Origin of the sequence: Olsenella profusa F0195, assembly GCF_000468755.1 — a bacterium.
GTDB lineage: Bacteria > Actinomycetota > Coriobacteriia > Coriobacteriales > Atopobiaceae > Olsenella_F > Olsenella_F profusa.
Genome location: NZ_AWEZ01000050.1, coordinates 1 through 19,113 on the forward strand (window position 1 = coordinate 1; position 19,113 = coordinate 19,113).

General features: G+C 63.0%; 15 protein-coding genes and 1 tRNA gene. 15 read left to right on the forward strand and 1 reads right to left on the reverse strand.

Annotation, left to right across the window (positions count from 1 at the left end; genetic code table 11):
• The first annotated feature begins 350 nt into the window (after positions 1-350).
• The 11 genes from HMPREF1316_RS13265 (at position 351) to HMPREF1316_RS07510 (ending at position 10,473) form a co-directional block, all read left to right on the forward strand.
• Positions 351-1,424, forward strand: coding sequence for a substrate-binding periplasmic protein (locus HMPREF1316_RS13265; protein ID WP_021726410.1), 1,074 nt, complete (start codon positions 351-353; stop codon positions 1,422-1,424).
• A gap of 122 nt (positions 1,425-1,546) precedes the next feature.
• On the forward strand, positions 1,547-2,140 hold the full coding sequence (gene hpf / locus HMPREF1316_RS07465; RefSeq protein ID WP_021726416.1) for a ribosome hibernation-promoting factor, HPF/YfiA family: 594 nt from the start codon (positions 1,547-1,549) through the stop codon (positions 2,138-2,140).
• An 8-nt stretch (positions 2,141-2,148) separates the two neighbouring features.
• Positions 2,149-3,174: a DegV family protein gene (locus tag HMPREF1316_RS07470; protein WP_021726405.1), complete on the forward strand. Its 1,026-nt coding sequence runs from the start codon at positions 2,149-2,151 to the stop codon at positions 3,172-3,174.
• A 52-nt stretch (positions 3,175-3,226) separates the two neighbouring features.
• On the forward strand, positions 3,227-4,198 hold the full coding sequence (locus tag HMPREF1316_RS07475; protein WP_021726385.1) for an NAD(P)-dependent oxidoreductase: 972 nt from the start codon (positions 3,227-3,229) through the stop codon (positions 4,196-4,198).
• Between the two features lie 27 nt (positions 4,199-4,225).
• Positions 4,226-5,002: an NYN domain-containing protein gene (locus tag HMPREF1316_RS07480; RefSeq protein ID WP_021726386.1), complete on the forward strand. Its 777-nt coding sequence runs from the start codon at positions 4,226-4,228 to the stop codon at positions 5,000-5,002.
• Positions 5,003-5,009: 7 nt separating this feature from the next.
• Entirely contained in the window at positions 5,010-5,582 is a 573-nt protein-coding gene (locus HMPREF1316_RS07485) for a hypothetical protein (protein ID WP_021726375.1), read from the forward strand.
• A gap of 89 nt (positions 5,583-5,671) precedes the next feature.
• On the forward strand, positions 5,672-6,913 hold the full coding sequence (locus HMPREF1316_RS07490) for a SurA N-terminal domain-containing protein (RefSeq protein ID WP_021726388.1): 1,242 nt from the start codon (positions 5,672-5,674) through the stop codon (positions 6,911-6,913).
• Between the two features lie 22 nt (positions 6,914-6,935).
• Positions 6,936-8,141, forward strand: coding sequence for a purine-nucleoside phosphorylase (locus HMPREF1316_RS07495; protein ID WP_040651832.1), 1,206 nt, complete (start codon positions 6,936-6,938; stop codon positions 8,139-8,141).
• Positions 8,142-8,289: 148 nt separating this feature from the next.
• Positions 8,290-9,330, forward strand: a complete 1,041-nt coding sequence (locus tag HMPREF1316_RS07500) for a hypothetical protein (protein ID WP_021726394.1) — start codon at positions 8,290-8,292, stop codon at positions 9,328-9,330.
• Between the two features lie 35 nt (positions 9,331-9,365).
• The gene (locus HMPREF1316_RS14085) at positions 9,366-10,322 is read left to right on the forward strand and encodes a hypothetical protein (protein ID WP_021726370.1); all 957 of its coding nucleotides are present in this window, start codon (positions 9,366-9,368) and stop codon (positions 10,320-10,322) included.
• Positions 10,323-10,397: 75 nt separating this feature from the next.
• A tRNA-Thr gene (locus HMPREF1316_RS07510) sits at positions 10,398-10,473 on the forward strand.
• A 572-nt stretch (positions 10,474-11,045) separates the two neighbouring features.
• On the opposite strand, the gene HMPREF1316_RS15075 is transcribed toward HMPREF1316_RS07510, so the two are convergent.
• Positions 11,046-12,185 (reverse strand): IS110 family RNA-guided transposase, encoded by a 1,140-nt coding sequence (locus HMPREF1316_RS15075; RefSeq protein WP_021726390.1) that lies wholly within the window; start codon positions 12,183-12,185, stop codon positions 11,046-11,048.
• 475 nt (positions 12,186-12,660) lie between these two features.
• Here HMPREF1316_RS15075 and HMPREF1316_RS07515 point away from each other — a divergent pair, with 475 nt between their 5' ends.
• The 4 genes from HMPREF1316_RS07515 (at position 12,661) to HMPREF1316_RS07530 (ending at position 19,070) form a co-directional block, all read left to right on the forward strand.
• Positions 12,661-13,797 carry an extracellular solute-binding protein gene (locus HMPREF1316_RS07515; RefSeq protein WP_021726412.1) on the forward strand — a complete coding sequence of 379 codons (1,137 nt, stop codon included), beginning with the start codon at positions 12,661-12,663 and terminating at the stop codon, positions 13,795-13,797.
• 100 nt (positions 13,798-13,897) lie between these two features.
• A complete protein-coding gene (locus HMPREF1316_RS07520; protein ID WP_021726395.1) occupies positions 13,898-15,610 on the forward strand; it encodes an ABC transporter permease in 1,713 nt (570 codons plus the stop codon).
• A 4-nt stretch (positions 15,611-15,614) separates the two neighbouring features.
• Positions 15,615-16,706, forward strand: coding sequence for an ABC transporter ATP-binding protein (locus HMPREF1316_RS07525; RefSeq protein ID WP_021726417.1), 1,092 nt, complete (start codon positions 15,615-15,617; stop codon positions 16,704-16,706).
• A gap of 171 nt (positions 16,707-16,877) precedes the next feature.
• A complete protein-coding gene (locus HMPREF1316_RS07530; RefSeq protein WP_040651836.1) occupies positions 16,878-19,070 on the forward strand; it encodes a GAF domain-containing SpoIIE family protein phosphatase in 2,193 nt (730 codons plus the stop codon).
• Positions 19,071-19,113 lie beyond the last annotated feature (43 nt).

Sequence of the window (19,113 nt, forward strand, 5' to 3'; positions counted from 1 at the left end):
AGAGGGATCGAAACGCCCACGGGCTGGTATACTTGCTGCGTTCCGTTCAGGTCTGTGGTTGCGGGTGGCGCGCTTTGGCAGGTCTCCCTAGTCCATGGCAGACGAGGTCAAAAGGATCCACGTAAGCCGGGCGTGAGCGTGCCGGCGAGCATGGCTCGTCCTAGAAGCAAGTCGTACCGTCCGCGGCTGGGGGCATCTGGCCCCACGGGCGAGAGGGCCGATAGTGGGGGGCCGTAGCCCCGAAGCGAAGGCTCCCGTACGCGAGTGTGGGGTCAAATACCAGGTCAGCTGGAGGGAACAGGGAGGGGACGGACGCCCTTGGTGGGCGGCCTGCCGAAAACGGGGGAGCGATGGGCATCACAGTCACGAGCATCGGCATGCGGGGTCGCACATGCGTTGGGGCTCTTGCCCTTGTTGGTGCCCTCGTGGTGGGAGGATGCGGCGCGCAGGGGCTGTCGGGCGCCATGCGGTCCACGCCCTCGGTCGACCAGGCGCTTGCCACGCTGGCCTCGGAGCACGCGCAGAGCGTGCCTGATGGCGCCCTCGTGACTGCGGGCACGCTTACGGTGGGCATCAATACCAAGGTGGAGACCGTCCCTCTCTACTTTGCCAACGCGGACGGTGCCATATCGGGCTTGGACGTGGACCTTGCCTCCGCCCTTGCCGAGCAGATGGGGCTCAAGGTCTCCTTCGTGAGTGTGAGCGACCCCGCCGCTGCGCTGGGTGTCACCTGCGACGTGGTCATGAACTACTCCGGAACGGACGCGGCGGGTACGGTGGCACCTGCCGGCACGGATGTCACGACGGCCTGCTCCTATGCCGAGACGGCCCCCGCGCTCTTTGGCAAGAAGCTCAGTGGCACCCTCAGCGGCTCCGATCTCACGGGCAAGAGGGTCGGCGTGCAGGCAGGCTCCAAGTCCGCCTCGGCGCTCGAGCGGACCAGCCTTTCCCTGCAGTCCACGGGCTACAACAACCTCAATGACGCCTTCTCGGCACTCGAGGGCGGTGATGTGGACTATGTGCTCTGCGAGGCCTATCCCGGCGCGTACCTCGCACAGTCGCATGCCGATGTCGCCATGGGCGGCATCCTGGGCGAGCCCACCCCCAAGGGCATCGCGGTGCTCGGCACCAACGCCGACCTCAGGCAGGGCGTCTCGGACGCCTTCTCTGCGCTGCGGGAATCAGGCGCATACGATCTGGTGCGCGCGCACTGGGTGGGGAGCCTCCCCAATCTCGGTGCGGCAGACCAGGTCAAGGGGGTCCCGACCAAGGGGACGCCCGAGGCGGCAGCCAATGCGGCAGGTGCGCTCGCGGGTGGACAGTCTGCCAGCGCCTCCACGGGCACCATGGGCGCCAACGAGGGAGCGTCGTCTGCGGGCAATGCGGGCGATGGGTCCACGGCAGGCGCCAATGCCGTTAGCTAGCCTGTGCGGCGCGCGGATGTGCGTCCGGTCGCCAGGGGATCTGCCTTCCCCGCAAAGTCCCCAAGGGGTACAACTAGGCTAGTCACCTCTTCCAGAGGATGATCTCTAAGAAGGAGGAACACATGGTTGACATCAAGATTACGGGTCGGAAGGTCTCCATCACCGACGGCATGCGCGAGCATGTGACGGACAAGGTCGGCGGGGCCCTCAAGGTGTTCGACATCAGCCCCATGAGCTGTGATGTCGTGCTGCGCGTGGGACGCAATCGCTCCAACCCGGATCGCAAGACCTGTGAGATCACCGTCTTCGTGCGCGATGCGGTGGTGCGCGTGGAGGCCAGCCAGGAAGACATGTACGTCGCCATCGACGAGGCGGCCGAGAAGGTCACCCGCCAGCTGCGCAAGTACAAGACGCGCGTCATCGACCATACCCGCCGCTCTGCCGGCGCACGGGGCGATGTGGCACCCGAGGGGATCGGTGACCTTTCGAGCCTCATCGAGCCCCCCAAGGAGGAGGACAACCTCCTGGTGCGCGAGAAGTACATCGACCTCAAACCCATGAGCGAGGAGCAGGCCCTGGTCCAGACCGATCTGCTCGGGCATGACTTCTACGTGTTCGAGAATGCCAACACGGGCCTCATCAACGTCATCTACCATCGTAACAACGGCGGCTACGGCATCATCAAGCCCAAGGTCGAGACGAACGACGAGGCGTAAGGAAGCACATGCCCACGGACTCTCCCCTTACCAGCGCGGATGCTCAGGATCCGACCGACGTCAAGCGCGTCGGCCGAGCCTATCACCAACGGCGTAACGTACGATTCATCGTTGACTCTACGGCGGACTATGCCCCTGGCGTCACGGATGCCCTGGGGGTGGAGGTCATACCGTTCACCTACATGACCCCCGAGGGGGAGCAGGTGGACGACCTCTGGGCCACGAGCGACCCCCACGAGTTCTACGAGGCCATGCGCAAGAACCCCACGGTGCACTACACCACCTCTGCCGTCACGCCAGGGCGCTACTATGAGGCCTTCGAGCGCGCGGCACTGGACGGCATGCCCACGGTGTACATCGGCCTCTCCGGCGGACTCTCCTCCTCGATCGACTCCGCACGTCAGGCGCAGGAGATGATCAAGGAGAGGTATCCCGGATTCGAGCTCTATGTGCTCGACACCACCTGCGACTCTGCGGCGGGCGAGCTCCTTGCCATCGAGATGGTGCACCAGGCGAGCCTGGGCCTCTCGGCCGAGGGGCTCTATGCCTGGGCGTGCGACGCCCGCTACTTCGTCCATGGGTACTTCACGCTGGATAGCTTTGACAGCCTGGCCGCTGGTGGCCGCATTCCTCCGGCAGCGGCCAATGTGGGCAGCAAGCTGGACATCAAGCCCGAGCTGTCCTATGACCTCACCGGCGCCCTCACGCTGCGCGGCATGTGCCGTGGTCGCAAGAAGGCGCTCAAGGCCATCATCCAGGACTTTCGTGACAACTATGCCCATGATGCGTCGCTTCCCCTGGCCATCGTCTCCACGGACGCCGAGAAGGACGCCGACTGGCTCGAGCGTGAGGTGCGCAAGGAGGAGGGCTGCGAGGACGTGACCATCATTCGCAGCCAGGTGTCACCCATCCTGGGCAGCCATGTCGGCCCCGGCATGGTGGCGCTCTGCTTCTGGGGCACCGATCGCCGCGAGAAGCTCTCGCTGACCGATCGCATCGCACGCAAGGTCCGCAAGGGGAGGCAACCCTCCTGACGGGCGCCCCTCTGGCGCTGTCTGCCCATCATCCGATACGAAGAGGAGGCCTATGTCATCGACCATCCACAGCGTTGCCTTCATTGGCACCGGCATCATGGGCGCCCCCATTGCGGGCCACCTTCTGGATGCCGGCTATGGCCTTACGGTCCACAACCGCACCAAGGCCAAGGCGGACGCGCTCGTCGCCCGGGGTGCCATGTGGGCGCCCTCGCCCGGCGAGGCCGCCTCGCAGGCGGACGTCGTCTTCACCATGTTGGGCTACCCCACCGATGTCGAGGAGGTGTACCTCGACAAGGGCGGCATCATCGCAGCCTCGAGGAAGGGCGCCTGGCTCGTGGACCTCACCACCAGCTCCTCCCAGCTTGCCCGCGACATCCACGATGCCGCGGAGGTCATGGACAAACATGCGCTCGACTGCCCGGTGACGGGCGGCGAGCAAGGTGCCATCGACGGCACGCTCACGCTCATGGCGGGTGCCGCGGAGGCGGATGCCGCCCCCATTCTGCCCCTGCTCGAGTGCTTCTCGGACACGGTCTACTATGTGGGCGCTGCTGGACGCGGCCAGACGGTCAAGCTCTGCAACCAGGTCGCCTTGGCCTCGGCCATGGTTGGCTATGCTGATGCCCTTGCCCTTGCCGAGACGGCGGGCATCGATGGGGCCCAGATGGTCGACATCGTCTCGCACGGCATGGGCGGCTCGGTCGCCCTGAGCAAGCTTGCCCCGAGGTCCGTGGTGGGGGACTACAGGCCTGGTTTTCTGGTGGAACATCTGCGCAAGGACCTTGGCCTCGCCCTCATGCAGGCGGATGATGCCGGCATGGCCCTGCCAGGCGCCCAGAACGCCTTCGACCTGTATGACGCCCTGTGCAAGGTCGGCGGCTCGCGCCTGGGGACGCAGGCCATCACCCTGCTCTACCAGGATCAGGAGACGGGAGCCTCTGTCGGGCTCGATTGGTCGCTGCTTGAGCAGCCTGCCGAGCACGACCACGGGCATCATCATCGTGATGGGCGCCAGCACTAGGGCGTCCCGAAGGGAACCATCGACCACATGAACGAAGCAGCACAGAGCTCGCTCGCCGTCCTCATCGACTACGAGAACCTCGCCCTAGGGACGGGCAGGCGCAAGCGCAACGGCCATCAGGAGCCAGGTCCGCGTCCCGACGTCAAGCGCATCCTCGAGCGTCTCGTCGACAAGGGGCGCATCACCGCCAAGCGCGCCTACTGCGACTGGCAGCGCTTCGATGACGCCATCACGCCCCTGCACGAGCTGGGCATCGAGCTCATCGAGATCCCAGACCGTGCCTATACCGGCAAGAACTCGGCTGACATCCGCCTTGCCGTGGACGCGATGGAGATGTGCCTCACCAAGGAGCACATCGACACCTTTGCCATCCTCTCCGGCGACTCCGACTTCTCGCCGCTCGTGGCAAAGCTCAAGGAGTTCGGCAAGACCGTCATCGGCGTGGGCATGAAGGAGTCCACGAGCAGCCTGCTCGCCGAGGTGTGCGACGAGTTCCTCTTCTATGAGGACATCGTGAGCAAGGGGGGCACGCCCGACTTCACCGCCACGGTGCCCAAGGAGCGCCATGCCTGCTACGAGCTGCTGTTCGAGACCATCGACGCGCTGCAGGGCGAGAGCGACAGTGCCATACTTGCCTCGCGCCTCAAGGACACCATGAAGCGCAAGCGTCCGCAGTTCTCGGAGCGCAGCTACGGCTACCGCTCCTTCAGCAACCTGCTGCGTGAGGCGTCGAAGCTGGGGTTCATCGAACTCCATCAGGATCCGCGCAGCGGCACGATCATGGTGGATGGGTTTAGCGAATAGGGGAGACATGGCAGACAAGGAAACCGAGAAGGATCTAGAGACGCTCGTGGCGGAGCTGGATGGCTCCAACCGTCGCCATAGGCAGGAGTCTGCACGTGAGTTGGCCCGTCGTGCCAGGGAGGGTGTCAGCGATCTCTTTGAGTACGCTGGCGACGTCATCGACGGCCTCGACCGTCCCGAGGCGCAGACGCGCTGGGAGCTCTTGGATGTCCTGTCCGAGATGGCCAAGGAGGACCCCGGCTGCGTGGAGGAGGCCTTCGAAGGTGCCGAGGCGTCCCTGTTCGACGAGGAGTCCTCTGCCGTGCGCCTTGCGGCATTCCGCTTTCTCACGAGCTTTGGTGCCACCGAGCCGGCCCGTTCCGCTCAGGTGTGGCCCATCCTCGATGAGGCGGTACAGTGCTATCACGGAGATCCGGAATACCGTGACATGCTCGGTTGTCTTCTGGAGTTTGCGGGCGGTTCCATCGCTCCTGATGTGGCAGACGCACTGCATGCGCGCATCGACTTCGACGCCCAGAACGGCAGGGGCTATATAAAGGCATTTTCGTGTGAGATTGTGGAGGCCCTCAACAAGAGGTAGTGCCTCGCCTACAATTTCGAGGATTGGTTGACGATAGGCGGCCATCATGGCCCTGCAATCAGTGCCCCTAGGTGCGTAGGAGGATGAGCATGTCACGTAAGCACAACAAACGCGGCAACAAGAACAAGGGCAAGAAGGAAAAGAGGAATGCGCGGGCCTCGAAGGTGGCGACTGACGGGGCTCTGCCTGACATCCAGGATGACGAGGACACGCTCGAGGACGAGGAGTCCACGACCTCCAGCGAAAAGCCCAAGAGAGGTCGCACGTCCAAGAGGCACAAGGAGTCCACGGACGACCATGAGGACAATGCGCCAAAGCGGAGCAAGCGATCCAAAAAGTCCGGGAAGTCCGAGGGAGACTCTCAAGACGAAGGGTCCAAGGACAAGGGACGTAAGAACGCTCCTCGCAGCAAGGGCAAGGGGTCTTCCCAGACCTCCCATAGGGGTTCCGCAGGCACCAGGTCATCCAGGTCGCCCCGTACGATTGGCCGTCGCCAGGGTCTCACGACCACCTCGTGGGTCTGGATTGCCATTGCCTGCGCACTTGTGGGCATGCTGTTCGGCCGCTTCGTGCTCACGCGCATTACCGGCGGCGTGATTGACGGCTCCCTCTCTGGCAAGACCACGGTCACCGCCGATCAGCTCAATACGGTCATGGGCACCTACACGTACAAGGGCCAGACCTACAACATCACGGCGCAGGACGTGCTCGATACCACTTCCAGCCAGAACCAGGCCAATGCCGATGGCACCTACAACCTGCCCTCCGCCGATGGCGTCCTCGCCGTCGCGCGTACGCAGATTCTCACGAAGGCGGCAGACGATCAGGGCATCACTGTCTCCGATGACGAGCTGAGCCAGTTTGCCCAGCAACATGCCGGCACCTCCGACTTCGACCAGATCGCCTCCAACTTCGGCATCTCGGCCGATAAGGTAAAACAGGAGGTTACTGATACCGCCAAGATAGACAAGCTGCGCGACTCCGTGGTTACTACCACCGTGCCCGATGCGCCCACGGCCCCCACCGAGCCCTCCGATGGCAACAAGGATGCCACGAGCAAGGAGTATGCGGACTACATCATCAACCTTGCGGGTAGCGAGTGGGATGCGAATGCAGGTACCTGGGCCGCTACGGATGGCTCCTACGCCTCGGCCCTGGCCAACTACACCGTCACGCCCGACTCAGCCAGCTATAACGCTGCGCTGGCTGCCTATGTGGTTGCCTCGCAGAAGTACCAGGCAGCCGCTCAGCAGGCCTCCCAGGGCTGGACGAACTACGTCAACAGCCAGCTGGCGCAGGCCAACCTCCAGCTGGGCACCTTGGTGATCTAGTCGCCCTGCCACGGTGCCGCGCATGCGCGCGTTGGTGAGCAGATGCCTCTTGGGCAGCGCCTGCCGTTACGATGGTGGGGCGAAGCCCGTGCCCGAGGTGAAGGAGCTCTGTGGGAAAGTCGACGCCGTGGGAATCTGTCCCGAGCTTGCCTCGGGGCTTCCCATACCCAGGCCTCCCGCCGAGCAGCGCGGCGGGCGCGTCATGCTCGAAGACGGCAGGGATGTCACGGAGGACTTCGAGCGGGGTGCGCATCTCTCTCTGGAGCGGGCACGCCAAGAGGGCATCTGCGCCGCGACGGCACCTCTCGCCGTTCTGAAGGCGAAGAGCCCCTCCTGCGGCGTGGATGTGATTTACGATGGTTCCTACACTGGCACGCTGACGCGGGGAGACGGGCTGCTCGCACGTCTCCTGAGGGAGGAGGGATTCTGCGTGGTCACCGAGGATCTCGTCAAGAGCTGCAAGCCGTCCGTCGAGCATCCCGTCGCCATCGTCTTGGGGACGGGCCTTGGGCACCTCAAGAGTCTGGTCAAGCCTGTGCGTCGCATCGACTATCACGATATCGAGGGCTTCCCCACAAACGCCATGCCCGTGAGCGGTCATTGCTTCGAGGCCACGGTCGGCACGGTGGACGACGTTCCGGTGGTGGTCTATCCGGGGCGCATCCACCTGTATCAGGGCTATAGCGCCGCGGAGATCACGTCCCTCGTGCGCCATGCGCACCACCTGGGCTGCCGTGACATCATCTTTGCCTGTGCCACGGGAGCCGTCCCGGGCAACGCCAGCCTGGGCCTGGGCATACTCTCCGACCAGGTCAACCTCACGGGACGCAATCCCCTTGCCGAATGGGAGGGGGAGCGCGACGTGAAGACGCCCTTTGTGGACATGAAGGATGCCTATACGCCCTATCTGCGCACGCTGGCTCGTGGCGTGGCGGACGACCTGGGCATCGCGGTGGAGGAGGGCGTCTATGCGGGCGTCCTGGGACCGTGCTTCGAGACGCCGGCCGAGGTGGCCCTGATGCGGCAGCTGGGCGTCTCATATGTGGGCATGTCCACGGTCAACGAGGTCATCATGGCCCATGCCCTGGACATGCACGTGCTGGGGCTCACGCTCGCAGCCAACGCATCCGGTGCGCCGGGGACATCGCACGAGTCGGTGCGCGCAGGGGCACAGCGCCATGCGGACAGCTTCGAGCGGCTGGTGCGCGGCGTGCTGCGTCTGCTCTAGGGCGCCCGCGTGAGAAGGATGACACCTCGCTCGCCATCCCTCCCAGAGCGCGTTGGCCGTTTCCATCTCGTATCGTTGAGTGTGCAATTACCAATTGGTGCTAGGCTAAGGGCGTTACCATCCACCATTCGATGACAGGGGAGCAATCATGTCTGGCGGCTCTCTGTGCGCTCGCCCTCTTGACCGTCGCTCCCTGCTGGGCGCTGCACTGGGCTTGGGACTTCTCGCACCAGCCCTGGCAGGCTGCAGCAGCCCATTCGACCAGATCGAGCGTGTTATCGGACCCAAGAGGGCCCCTCTCTACGTGTTGACGGGTTACAAGAGTACATCGAGCGGTTTCTCCGTTGGGATGTCTGATGTCACCGTCGACCTTACCCTAGATGAGCATGGGAACGTCATGCAACGTACGACCGACTTCACTGATCCAGAGGGGACGGAGGATGACAGTGGTGGCATACAGCGCATGCTGTCCACCTACACGCGTGACGAGAACGGATGGGTGACCTCCGTGGAGTCGACCTATACGTTGACCACCGCAGGAGGCTCGAGCGGCTCGTCGACCTCGAGGAAGGATTCGCAGAGGAGCACCACTGACAGTTCGAGTAGCGATGTGACGTACGAGTTCAACGGCGACGGCCAGCCGTGCAGGCTGACGCACACCACATACGGGAACGCTAACGACCAGGATGGCACGTCCTCTGAGACGACCTATGAGTACGACGACGGTGTCATCACGAAGGTGACAAACACGTCAGGATCCTCGTCCGACGAGAGCGGACAGTCGAGATCTGTCACCGACTACAACGAGCAGGGTTTCCCCACGCGGAGCAAATACACCTTTACGCGGAGGAAGGGATCAGGAAGCACCTCGTTGAGCACCTATACGTACCAGATGGATGACGATGGTGTGATAACGGGGGCGCACGTGGAGCTAACGTCCGATGCTTCGGGAAGCAGCCCATCGACGCCGAGCCCCTCCGCCTACGAGGATGCGTACACATACGACGACAACGGCAACCTCGTTCAGTGCGAGAGAACCGCCGAGATGGACGTGGACGTCTATGGAACCGTTGACACAGGGGCGAAGCGGCGGCCGGTCACAAGGACCACCAGCACGACCTACACATACACGCTCATCGACGACCCCTCACCCGCAGCGGTGTTTGACTCCTTGCTCGTGACCGTGTAGCCATCACATTCGTGTGTCAGCGATTGGAGCAGAGCATGTCCACCAGCAGTCCCGTCCCTCATTTCGGCGCCCACTCCCTGAGCAGGCGTGCGCTTCTGTCATCGGCTGCAGGCGGCACGCTGGCAGCACTCTCCGCCTGCAGCAATCCCTTGGGATTCACATCCCCTGACAGCTCGGGCAATGGGGGGCTCGGGGTTCTGGCACCCAAGCATCAGCCCATCTTTGTGACGGCATCACGCAAGCACACGGACTCCTCGGGACTGGATTCGGATGTCACGTACGAGCTGGATGATCATGGCAGTATGATTTCCGCGAGCGGCACACGAAGCGACCACAAACGCGATGAGAATGGCAAGTCAACTCAGGAAGTAGAGGAATACTCGTTCACAACCACCTTTGCTGTGGACGAGAATGGCTGGACCACCGACTGGGAGACCACGGGCGATACCGACGAGCACTCAGGCAAGGGTCACTATGACCTCGAGTTCAATGATGATGGGACCCTGGCAAGGCGGGTGGCGACGAATCCCGATGATGGTACGGAAGTATCCACGGTCGAGTACGAGTACGATGCCGACGGCAACCTCACCAAGGAGACAACGACGTCCTCATCCAAGGACGGCTCATCCACATACGTATCCACGATGCTGTTCAACACGGATGGTTTCGTGACCGAGACGGATGACGAGGGGGACGGCTTCACCTCCACGTCCACGTATGAGTATGAGACGGATGATGACGGCGTCGTGACGGCTGCGAACATCTCGAACGACTATGGGCAAGGCGACCCGCTGCGCTCTCGCCTCGAGTTCGAGTATGACGACGACGGTAACATCTCCAAGGTGACAACCAAGATGGAGTCCTTTACCGGTACGTCGAGCGGCGGCAAGACATCGTATCACGCCACGGGGGATTCCGAGTACACCTATCAGTGGATAACCGATCCCTCCGATGCCGCCGTGCTCGGCGCATCAACCCGACCCATTCGGTAGATTCGAGGACGGCGCTTGCATTCGTAGCGATGGTTCATATAGAATCTGTGCCGCATCTGCGGGTGTGCTGGGGATGCCAGCTTAGCTCAGTTGGTAGAGCATCGCTCTCGTAAAGCGGGGGTCATCAGTTCGAGTCTGATAGCTGGCTCCAGAAGATGCAGAGGCCGGGACACTCATGGTCCCGGCCTTTCTCATTGATGGCGTCCGCGAGCTTGTCTCGGGTTATGGGTCTCCTTCGCTGTCGCGTGTGCGAGCACGCCGGGGTTTCCTGTCATGTGGGTACCAATCGTTGCATGTGGGTGTCAATCGATTCATGTGGGTGTCTTTCTCCCGAAAGTCACCCACAAAACCGCACATATGTTCGTCGGCCTGTCAAGTGAGACATTTTTAGCAGAGCTCGCCAGCCCCTAGATAGCTAAGCCAGGGGCTGGCTTCCAAACCCTTTGAGCTCTCATCTTCCTGCGTGTCCTCATAGCGGATAAAAAGATCTATCCAGCTTCGGATGCTTCACATGCGATCCACTCACATATTCGCGGGTCTTCGGTTATACACTGAGCCGCACTACGATGCTTTCGGTATAGATGGAGCCGCATGACCACCGCATAAGGTGATCTGTCAGGTCTCACACATGACCCTTTTGGCTGCGTGTGCGGTTTTCGCGGGTCATCTTCACGCATCGATGATAAGAATGCTCGAGGGGATGTGGCTCTGTCAGTGGCAGGCCTAGGCCATGGAGCCTATCTCAGACTCCACCTTAAGCCCAATTACCCAAATCCAACAAGCAAGCTCGCGCACCACCGCCACTCTTGCGACGTTGGGATGTTTGCCTGCATCAACAAGCTCGTCAAAGCGGGACTTGAGACGTCTGTTGGCCTTACGGGCAAGTCGCCCAATCTCAGGCGACACCCCACACGTACGCACATGCCTCTTGGTATAGTCCTTCCCTCTGCAGATGGATGCAGGACCCTCAATAAGCAAGCGGCGCAGAAGGGTTGGCCCTTCCCTGGGGATGTGCCCGGGGCTGCATCTTGGGCCACTTGAGCGATCGGTTGCAGAACATCCTATCCACCGAGAGACCTTCCTGCCTGAGCCAAAGCGAGAAAAGCTTCCAAACTCAGCTGCCGCAAGAAGAGCAGTGGCACTACCTATACCCAAGGGCAAAGAAATCGCATCAACATAAGGTGCCCAGCGCAAAGACTGACGGAGTCCCTCTACACTCTCTTTGAAGGCAGCACGGCTCTCTTCTAAGGCGCAGAGCCCTCCAGGCATGGGTCTCAGTGTGAGATTTGCGCCCTCACATCCCAGATCACAGCTTGCGACCCAGGCTCTGTAGGTCGCAGTATGAGTTGACCTCAGTCTTCCTGAGGAGGTCCTCTCGTTCCAAACGCAGCCATGTCTAAGAAGAAAGGCTGCTATCCTGCGCCTCTGTGAGCTTACAAGAGTAGCCGGGGATGTGTACGCTCTCACGAGGTCACGTGCCCCTTCGGTCTCACGATCAGGAATCCAGATGTAGGAAATGTCACTTGCAGGACTGGGCATCTCTCTCAAGAGTATCGATGCGTCATTGCGATCGTTTTTGTGCCGGTTGTTCTTCGGGGACTTAGGAATGCTTGTTGCCGCAGCAATGTCACAGCTAAAGCCTGCAGCCTTCAGTGTGCGAGCAAGCTCATGGCCCGTACAGCCCGACTCGTACGCAAGGCGCACGGGCTGAGGTAGCTTCCCCAGCCACTCAAGAAGGTCCAAGACCATAGTAGAACCACGAAGGCAGTGCTCCTTTACCTCTCCCGAAGTGACAACAGGCGCCTTGCACACAATACTCCTGGCGTGAACGTCCATTCCTACCTGCGTGGTATACTCCCTCATGAAGGCCCCCTTTCTTCTCTTTGTGACCCTGGCTGAGGTTTGATGGTTTCATGCTAGCTCACGACTCAGGAGACAAGGGGGCTGTCTTGCTTTGGAGGAGACAGCCCACCAGCCTCTAAGCCGATGAACATATCGTCAGGTCGCCGGGAGCTCGCCCGGGAGAAAGGCACCCACACGCGGCAAATGGCACCCACACGCGGCGGATCGCACCCACACGAATCGATCGGGACCCACACGGCGCCACAGGGGAGCTCCTGTCGCCACAAGATGCCAACGTGGCCCGCACGCGGTGCGCTGCCCTGTCTTCTCTGGGCCCCGCTCCTCCTCATGATCCTTCGTGCCCGCGGTCGCGCTCACCCACGGCTAACCCCGCGCTCGTCGAATACTGCCCAAAAGCTCCCACTTTATTGCGAGACTGTGTCTGGGCATGCACGACGTGTGCATCGCATCTCGTTGGGCAATGAAGGGATATGACATGGCCATGAATCTGTCTCGTAGGAACTTCCTGGGCGCTGCCGCCGTCTCGGCCACCACACTTGGCCTTGCTGCCTGTGGCGGCTCCAATGCCGGCGACTCTGGCTCGGGTGGTTCTGGCACCGACGCCGTCGGCGCGGACGAGAGCCTCAGGTCTGCCGCGCAGAACGAGGGCAGCCTCGTGGTCTATGGCTCCTGCGAGGAGGAGTACCTGGCCGCCGCCTGCGAGCACTTCCAGGAGCTCTATGGCATCCAGACGCAGTACCAGCGTCTTTCCACGGGCGAGGTCCAGGCCAAGGTCGAGGAGGAGAACGGCAACCCCTCCGGTGACGTCTGGTTCGGGGGCACCACCGACCCATACAACGTTGCGTCCGGCAAGGGCCTGCTCGAGAAGTACGAGCCCACAAACGCCTCGCACCTCATCGCGGACACCTTCAGGTCCACCGAGGGCGACTGGTACGGCATCTACAAGGGCATCCTGGGCATCATGTACAACAAGGAGGAGATCGACCGTCTGGGCATAGACGTCCCTGCCGACTACGCCGATCTCACGGATGCCACGTACAAGGGTCTCATCTGGTCATCCAACTACAACACGTCTGGTACGGCCAAGCTGCTCATCAACACCATCATCCAGAAGTACGGCCACGATGCGGGCATCCAGTACCTGGTGGACCTCGACAAGAACATCGCCCAGTACACCAAGAGCGGCTCCGGTCCCTCCAAGTCCATCGGCATCGGTGAGTGCACCATCGGCATCGGCATGCTGCATGACGGCATCTACCAGATCGCCGACAAGGGCTATGACAACATCGGCCTCGTCATCCCATCCTCTGGCGCCTCCTATGAGGTGGGCGCCACGGCCATCTTCAGGGGTGCCCAGCATGAGAGCGCGGCCAAGCTCTGGGTGGAGTATGCGCTCTCGCCCGCATGCGTCAACCTGGCGGCGCAGAATGGCTCCTACCAGTTCCTGGTCATTGACAATGCCACGCAGCCCAAGCTTGCCGGCGAGTACGGTCTCGACCCCGACAACGTGATGGACTACGATTTCGATGACGCCAAGGACAACACCGAGCAGTACGTCTCTGACGTCATGGTCGCCCTCGGCGGCGGTGACGACCGCTTCAAGACCGAGTAACGCCACCGCTCGCATACGCACCCCGGGAGCATGTCAGGGCGGACGGGCACGTCCCGTCCGCTCGTTCGTTGCAGGGCGTGATCGCAGGAAGGATCGCCGCATGGCCACAAACCAAGGAGCCAGGCTCGATCGCAGGAAGCTGATGGCCGACCCCATCATGGTCACCACCATCGTCGTCCTCATCGCCTTCCTGACGCTGTTCATCCTCTATCCGCTGGCCATCCTGCTGGTGGACTCGTTCGTCACCGACAGGGGCATCACCCTCGACGTGTTCGCGCGGGTGCTCGCCCTGCCATCGTTCGACACGGCCATCACCAACACGCTGTCGGTGGGCTTCTGCGTGAGCGTCGTCTCGGCGCTGGTGGGACTGCTCTTTGCCTACGTCGAGGTGTACGTGCGACTCGGGGGCAGGTTCATGGCAGGACTCTTCAGGGTGGTCTCCATCCTGCCGGTGGTCTCCCCTCCCTTCGTGCTCTCGCTTTCCATGATCCTGCTCTTTGGCAAGTCGGGCCTCATCACCCGCGGCCTTTTGGGCATCCCCGACAACAACATCTATGGTTTCTGGGGCATCTTCGTGGTGCAGAGCCTCACGTTCTTCCCGGTGTGCTACATGATGCTCAAGGGCCTGCTCAAGAACATCGATCCCTCCCTCGAGGAGGCCGCCCGCGACATGGGGGCCTCGCGCTGGAAGGTCTTCACCTCCGTCACCCTGCCGCTCATCCTGCCCGGTCTGGGCAACGCGTTTCTGGTGACCTTCATCGAGTCCATCGCCGACTTCGCCAACCCCATGATCATCGGTGGCTCCTACGACACGCTGGCGACCACCATCTACCTGCAGATCACGGGAGCCTACGACAAGGAGGGCGCCGCGGCCATGGCCGTCGTCCTCCTGTGCATCACCCTGCTCATGTTCGTCGTCCAGAAGTACGTGCTCGAGGCCAGGAGCACCTCCACGCTCTCCGGCAAGGCCTCGCGCGCCCGCATGCTCATCACGGACGCCTCCGTGCGGCTGCCACTCTCCATCCTCTGTGGCGCCGTGGCCCTGTTCGTGGTGGTCATGTATGCCTGCGTGCCGCTTGGGGCCCTCTTCAAGACCTGGGGACGCGACTACTCGCTCACCACCAAGTGGTTTGGCCTCGTGTTCTCGCGCTACCATGGCCTGCAGGCGTTCCGTGACTCCTTCCTGCTCTCGTTCGTGTCGGCACCCATCACCGCCCTGCTCTCCATGATCATCTCCTACCTGGTGGTCAAGCGAAGCTTCCGCTCCAAGGGCTTCATCGAGGCGGTGTCGATGCTCGCGATGGCCGTACCCGGCACCGTGCTGGGCGTGGGCTACATCCGCGGCTTCTCGGGAGGCCTCTTCCATACGGGGGTCATGCAGGGACTCTATGGCTCGGCGGCCATCCTGGTCATCGTCTTCATCGTGCGCTCGCTGCCCACCGGCACGCGCTCGGGCATCTCGGCCCTGCGCCAGATCGACAAGTCCATCGAGGAGTCCGCCTACGACATGGGCGCCGACAGCTTCACGATGTTCATGACCGTCACCCTGCCGCTCATCAAGGACTCGTTCCTCTCCGGCCTCGTGACCGCCTTCGTGCGCTCCATCACGGCCATCTCGGCCATCATCCTGCTCGTGACGCCCCAGTTCCTGCTCATCACGGTGCAGATCAACGAGTTCGCCGGCAAGGGGGACTACGGTGTCGCCTGCGCCTTCTCCACCATCCTGATCATCATCACCTATGCCGCCGTCCTGCTCATGAACCTCATCATCGGGCGCTTTGGCACCAGTACCGCAACCTCCAAGGAGGAATAGTTCCATGGCCAAGGAGAAGAAGAGCGTGCGTCTGGAGCACGTGTCCAAGATCTACCAGGATCCCAAGACCGGCAAGGACTTCTATGCGGTCCACGACGCCACCATCACCATCGAGCCGGGCTCGTTCGTGTGCCTGCTGGGTCCCTCGGGCTGTGGCAAGACCACGATCCTGCGCATGATCGCCGGCTTCGAATCGCCGGACGAGGGCGAGATCTACATGGACAGCGAGCCCATCAACGGCCTGACGCCCAACAAGCGCGACACGGCCATGGTGTTCCAGAGCTATGCCCTGCTGCCTCAATACAACATCTTCGACAACGTCGCCTATGGCCTCAAGCTGCGCAAGATGCCCAAGGACGTCATCCGCGAGAAGGTTGCCGACATCCTGCACCTCGTGGGACTGGACGGCATGGAGGACCGCATGACCAACCAGCTCTCAGGGGGCCAGCAACAGCGCGTGGCCCTCGCCCGCGCGCTGGTGATCGAGCCGGGCGTGCTCCTGTTCGACGAGCCGCTCTCCAACCTCGACGCCAAGCTGCGCGTGAGCATGCGTACCGAGGTCCGCCGCATCCAGCAGGAGGCGGGCATCACGGCCATCTATGTCACGCACGACCAGTCGGAGGCCATGGCCATCTCCGACGACATCATCATCATGAGGGGCGGCGTCGTGGAGCAGGTCGGCGATCCCCACGCGGTGTATGACCGTCCCGCCAACGAGTTCGTGGCCGACTTCATCGGCGAGTCCAACTTCCTGCGGGGCAGGGTTTCGGCGGCAGAGGGCACAGGCGGTGTGGTTGCCGTGGAGGATCAGGCCATCGAGGTGGCCGACCTCAATGGTGCCCAGGAGGGTCAGGACGTGACGCTGGTGCTGCGCCCCGAGGCCGCACACTTGGCCGACGAGGGTGTGCTGCCAGGCACGGTGACGCTCTCGCGCTTCATGGGCGCCTACCAGAACTATCAGGTCACGTGCGGCGACCACCTCGTGAGGGTGACGGAGTACGACACCAAGAGCAAGCACATCTACGGGGTGGGAGATGCGGCCTGCGTCACGTTTGGCCCGAGCGACGTGCACGTGCTCCCCGTCACCACCTCGTAGTCGCCTCGCCGGGGGGGTGTGCCAGGGCCGAGAGCCCGCCATGGGTGTCTTGGGCAGCGGCGGGAGCGCATGACCCCTTGGAAGCCGCCCCCAGCACCTCGGATCGCGCCGTGCACATGCGATGCCATCATCGGGGTATGCTGGCGGGAAGACGGGGAAGGGAGTGCGGTGATGCAGGAAGAGGGCATCGAGGGCGTTGCGCGGCGCTCGCATGTGATGGGCAGCCGTGCCACGGAATCCGTGCTGGCCAGGTTGCTTGCGCTCATGTCCGATGCCGCGGTGCTGTTTGATGACGCGGGACGCATAGCCCTCACCAACGATGCCGCGGAGCATCTCTTCGTGCATGGCGGCGGGTCGGAAAGCCTGATTGGCACCGATGTGCGGGCCATCTTCCCCCCTGCGGTGGGCGTTGCTCCCCGGACTCCCTTTCACCTCTCCGAGCTGCCCTTCACGGTGGATGGACAGCGCAACGCCCTCACGTGCCTAGGGAGGGATGGCACCTCGGTCGACTTTGACATCCGCTGTGAGCACCTGAACGCGGGCGCCTTCCTGCTCGTGGCACACGTGGCCGATGCCCTGCAGGCAGCCCAGGCAGAGCATGACCGCTTGGTGGGCGAGCTCTCCCGGGCAAACCAACGCCTTGCGGGCACGCTCGGCATCGTCTTGGACACCCTTGGGGCCCAGGACATCCCCACGCTCTTCGGACACGTGCTCGAGGAGATCACCCAGACCATGGAGGCCACGGGCACCATCCTCTACGTGGTGGGAAGGGAGGGCTATCACCTGCGCGGCCGTAGCTCGTCGCTCGAGGGCGTCCCGGTGTCTCCCTATGTGCCGCTCGGCCGTTCCATCGAAACGCTGTCCGTACGGGTGGGCACGGCCCTCATGCTACGGGTGCTCGCGCCTCATCGGGACGACCTCAGGCAGGGGAGCGTTGCCTATCGGGACGTGGTGGATGAGACCACGCGCGAGACACATCGCGTGCGTGCCGCGACCCTGCCGCCATTCACGAGCCTCATGGCGGTTCCCATCTGGTTCGGCGGTCATGTCATCGCCCTGTTCGAGGTCGGTTGGGAGCGTGTGCACCCTATGCGTCGCGAGGATGCCGAGCTGCTCGATGCCGTGGCACAGTATCTCTCCGTGCAGTTGGCGGGGGCGCTCCAGACCATGCGTACGCGTCGCGAGATGCATCTCGACAGCGTCGCCTCGTCTATCCGCGAGATGCTCATGGAGGATGAGGGCACGTCGGAGCGGGAAGTCCTCTCCTGTCTCGCCCATGCGTGCGAGGAGCTGGGGGGCACCATCCTTCAGCCCCTTGTGGAAGGTGAGGACGGTCTGCTTTCCGCGGACCTTTCCGAACTGGGGGTCGTGCACGTCGATGGCGCGCTGCTGGGGGAGGCGGCTCCTGCCGTCATGGTCGTGGAGCCCGAGAGCCCCCTTGGAGAGCAGGTGAATGTGGCCGACATGCCAACGGCCCTCATTGATCTTGGTGTGCTCTGGGGCGCACGCAGGGTGTTCCTGCTTGCAAGGCCCCAGGGCAGCGAGCCCTTCATGGAGGTGGAGCGGGCATTTCTTGGGACGGTTGCCCACGACATCCACGAGCTGGTGCTGGGCGGCGAGGCGCAGCGTCAGAACAGGCACATCGCGCAGGCCCTGCAGACGGGCATGCGCAACGAGCTCCAACAGGTGGATGGCATCACGGCGCAGGGCATCTACAGCTCTGCGACGGCGACGGCCGTCATTGGCGGGGACTTCTACGACCTCATCCGCCTGCCCGACCAGCGTGCCTGCGTGATCATGGGCGACGTGTCTGGCAAGGGTGTGGAGGCGGCTTCGGTCTCTGCCGCCGTGAAGACCGCGCTCGGCGCCTACGCCTGGCAGGGCCTCTCGCCAGCGCATATGGTGAGGCTGCTCAATGAGTTTCTGCTGGGCTTCTCGCGCGTCGAGACGTTTGCGACGCTCTTTGTGGGCATCATCGACCTCAAGGGGGCGGCGCTCGCGTACTGCTCGGCGGGGCATCCCCCGGCGCTGCTCGTGCGCGGCGACTCGGGTGAGCTGGAAGGTCTGGACGTGCAGTCAGGCGTGGTGGGGGCGTTCCACGACATGGTGTATCGGGACGGCCAGATGAGCCTGCGACCGGGTGATGCGCTGCTGCTCTATACCGATGGCACCACAGAGGCGCGCGCCCCGAGCGGCGCGTTCTTCGGGGAGGATGGCCTGCGCGATGCCGTCATGACCCAGGAGCCCAAGGGATTCGATGGCCTGCTCGACCGCCTGCTTGCCACGCTTGACGACTTCACGGGGCGCACCTTGGATGACGACGTCGCCATGGTCGCCCTGCGCTTTGATGACGTGGGGGGATAGCCGTCGTGACGGGGCGGACGCCAGACGCATTCCGCCTGGCTCA

Bases quoted from the DNA above. Each gene is read 5' to 3' on its own strand.
- HMPREF1316_RS13265 (WP_021726410.1), top strand. From the start codon at position 351: ATGGGCATCACAGTCACGAGCATCGGCATGCGGGGTCGCACATGCGTT.
- hpf (WP_021726416.1), top strand. From the start codon at position 1,547: ATGGTTGACATCAAGATTACGGGTCGGAAGGTCTCCATCACCGACGGC.
- HMPREF1316_RS07470 (WP_021726405.1), top strand. From the start codon at position 2,149: ATGCCCACGGACTCTCCCCTTACCAGCGCGGATGCTCAGGATCCGACC.
- HMPREF1316_RS07475 (WP_021726385.1), top strand. From the start codon at position 3,227: ATGTCATCGACCATCCACAGCGTTGCCTTCATTGGCACCGGCATCATG.
- HMPREF1316_RS07480 (WP_021726386.1), top strand. From the start codon at position 4,226: ATGAACGAAGCAGCACAGAGCTCGCTCGCCGTCCTCATCGACTACGAG.
- HMPREF1316_RS07485 (WP_021726375.1), top strand. From the start codon at position 5,010: ATGGCAGACAAGGAAACCGAGAAGGATCTAGAGACGCTCGTGGCGGAG.
- HMPREF1316_RS07490 (WP_021726388.1), top strand. From the start codon at position 5,672: ATGTCACGTAAGCACAACAAACGCGGCAACAAGAACAAGGGCAAGAAG.
- HMPREF1316_RS07495 (WP_040651832.1), top strand. From the start codon at position 6,936: ATGCGCGCGTTGGTGAGCAGATGCCTCTTGGGCAGCGCCTGCCGTTAC.
- HMPREF1316_RS07500 (WP_021726394.1), top strand. From the start codon at position 8,290: ATGTCTGGCGGCTCTCTGTGCGCTCGCCCTCTTGACCGTCGCTCCCTG.
- HMPREF1316_RS14085 (WP_021726370.1), top strand. From the start codon at position 9,366: ATGTCCACCAGCAGTCCCGTCCCTCATTTCGGCGCCCACTCCCTGAGC.
- HMPREF1316_RS15075 (WP_021726390.1), bottom strand. From the start codon at position 12,185: ATGAGGGAGTATACCACGCAGGTAGGAATGGACGTTCACGCCAGGAGT.
- HMPREF1316_RS07515 (WP_021726412.1), top strand. From the start codon at position 12,661: ATGGCCATGAATCTGTCTCGTAGGAACTTCCTGGGCGCTGCCGCCGTC.
- HMPREF1316_RS07520 (WP_021726395.1), top strand. From the start codon at position 13,898: ATGGCCACAAACCAAGGAGCCAGGCTCGATCGCAGGAAGCTGATGGCC.
- HMPREF1316_RS07525 (WP_021726417.1), top strand. From the start codon at position 15,615: ATGGCCAAGGAGAAGAAGAGCGTGCGTCTGGAGCACGTGTCCAAGATC.
- HMPREF1316_RS07530 (WP_040651836.1), top strand. From the start codon at position 16,878: ATGCAGGAAGAGGGCATCGAGGGCGTTGCGCGGCGCTCGCATGTGATG.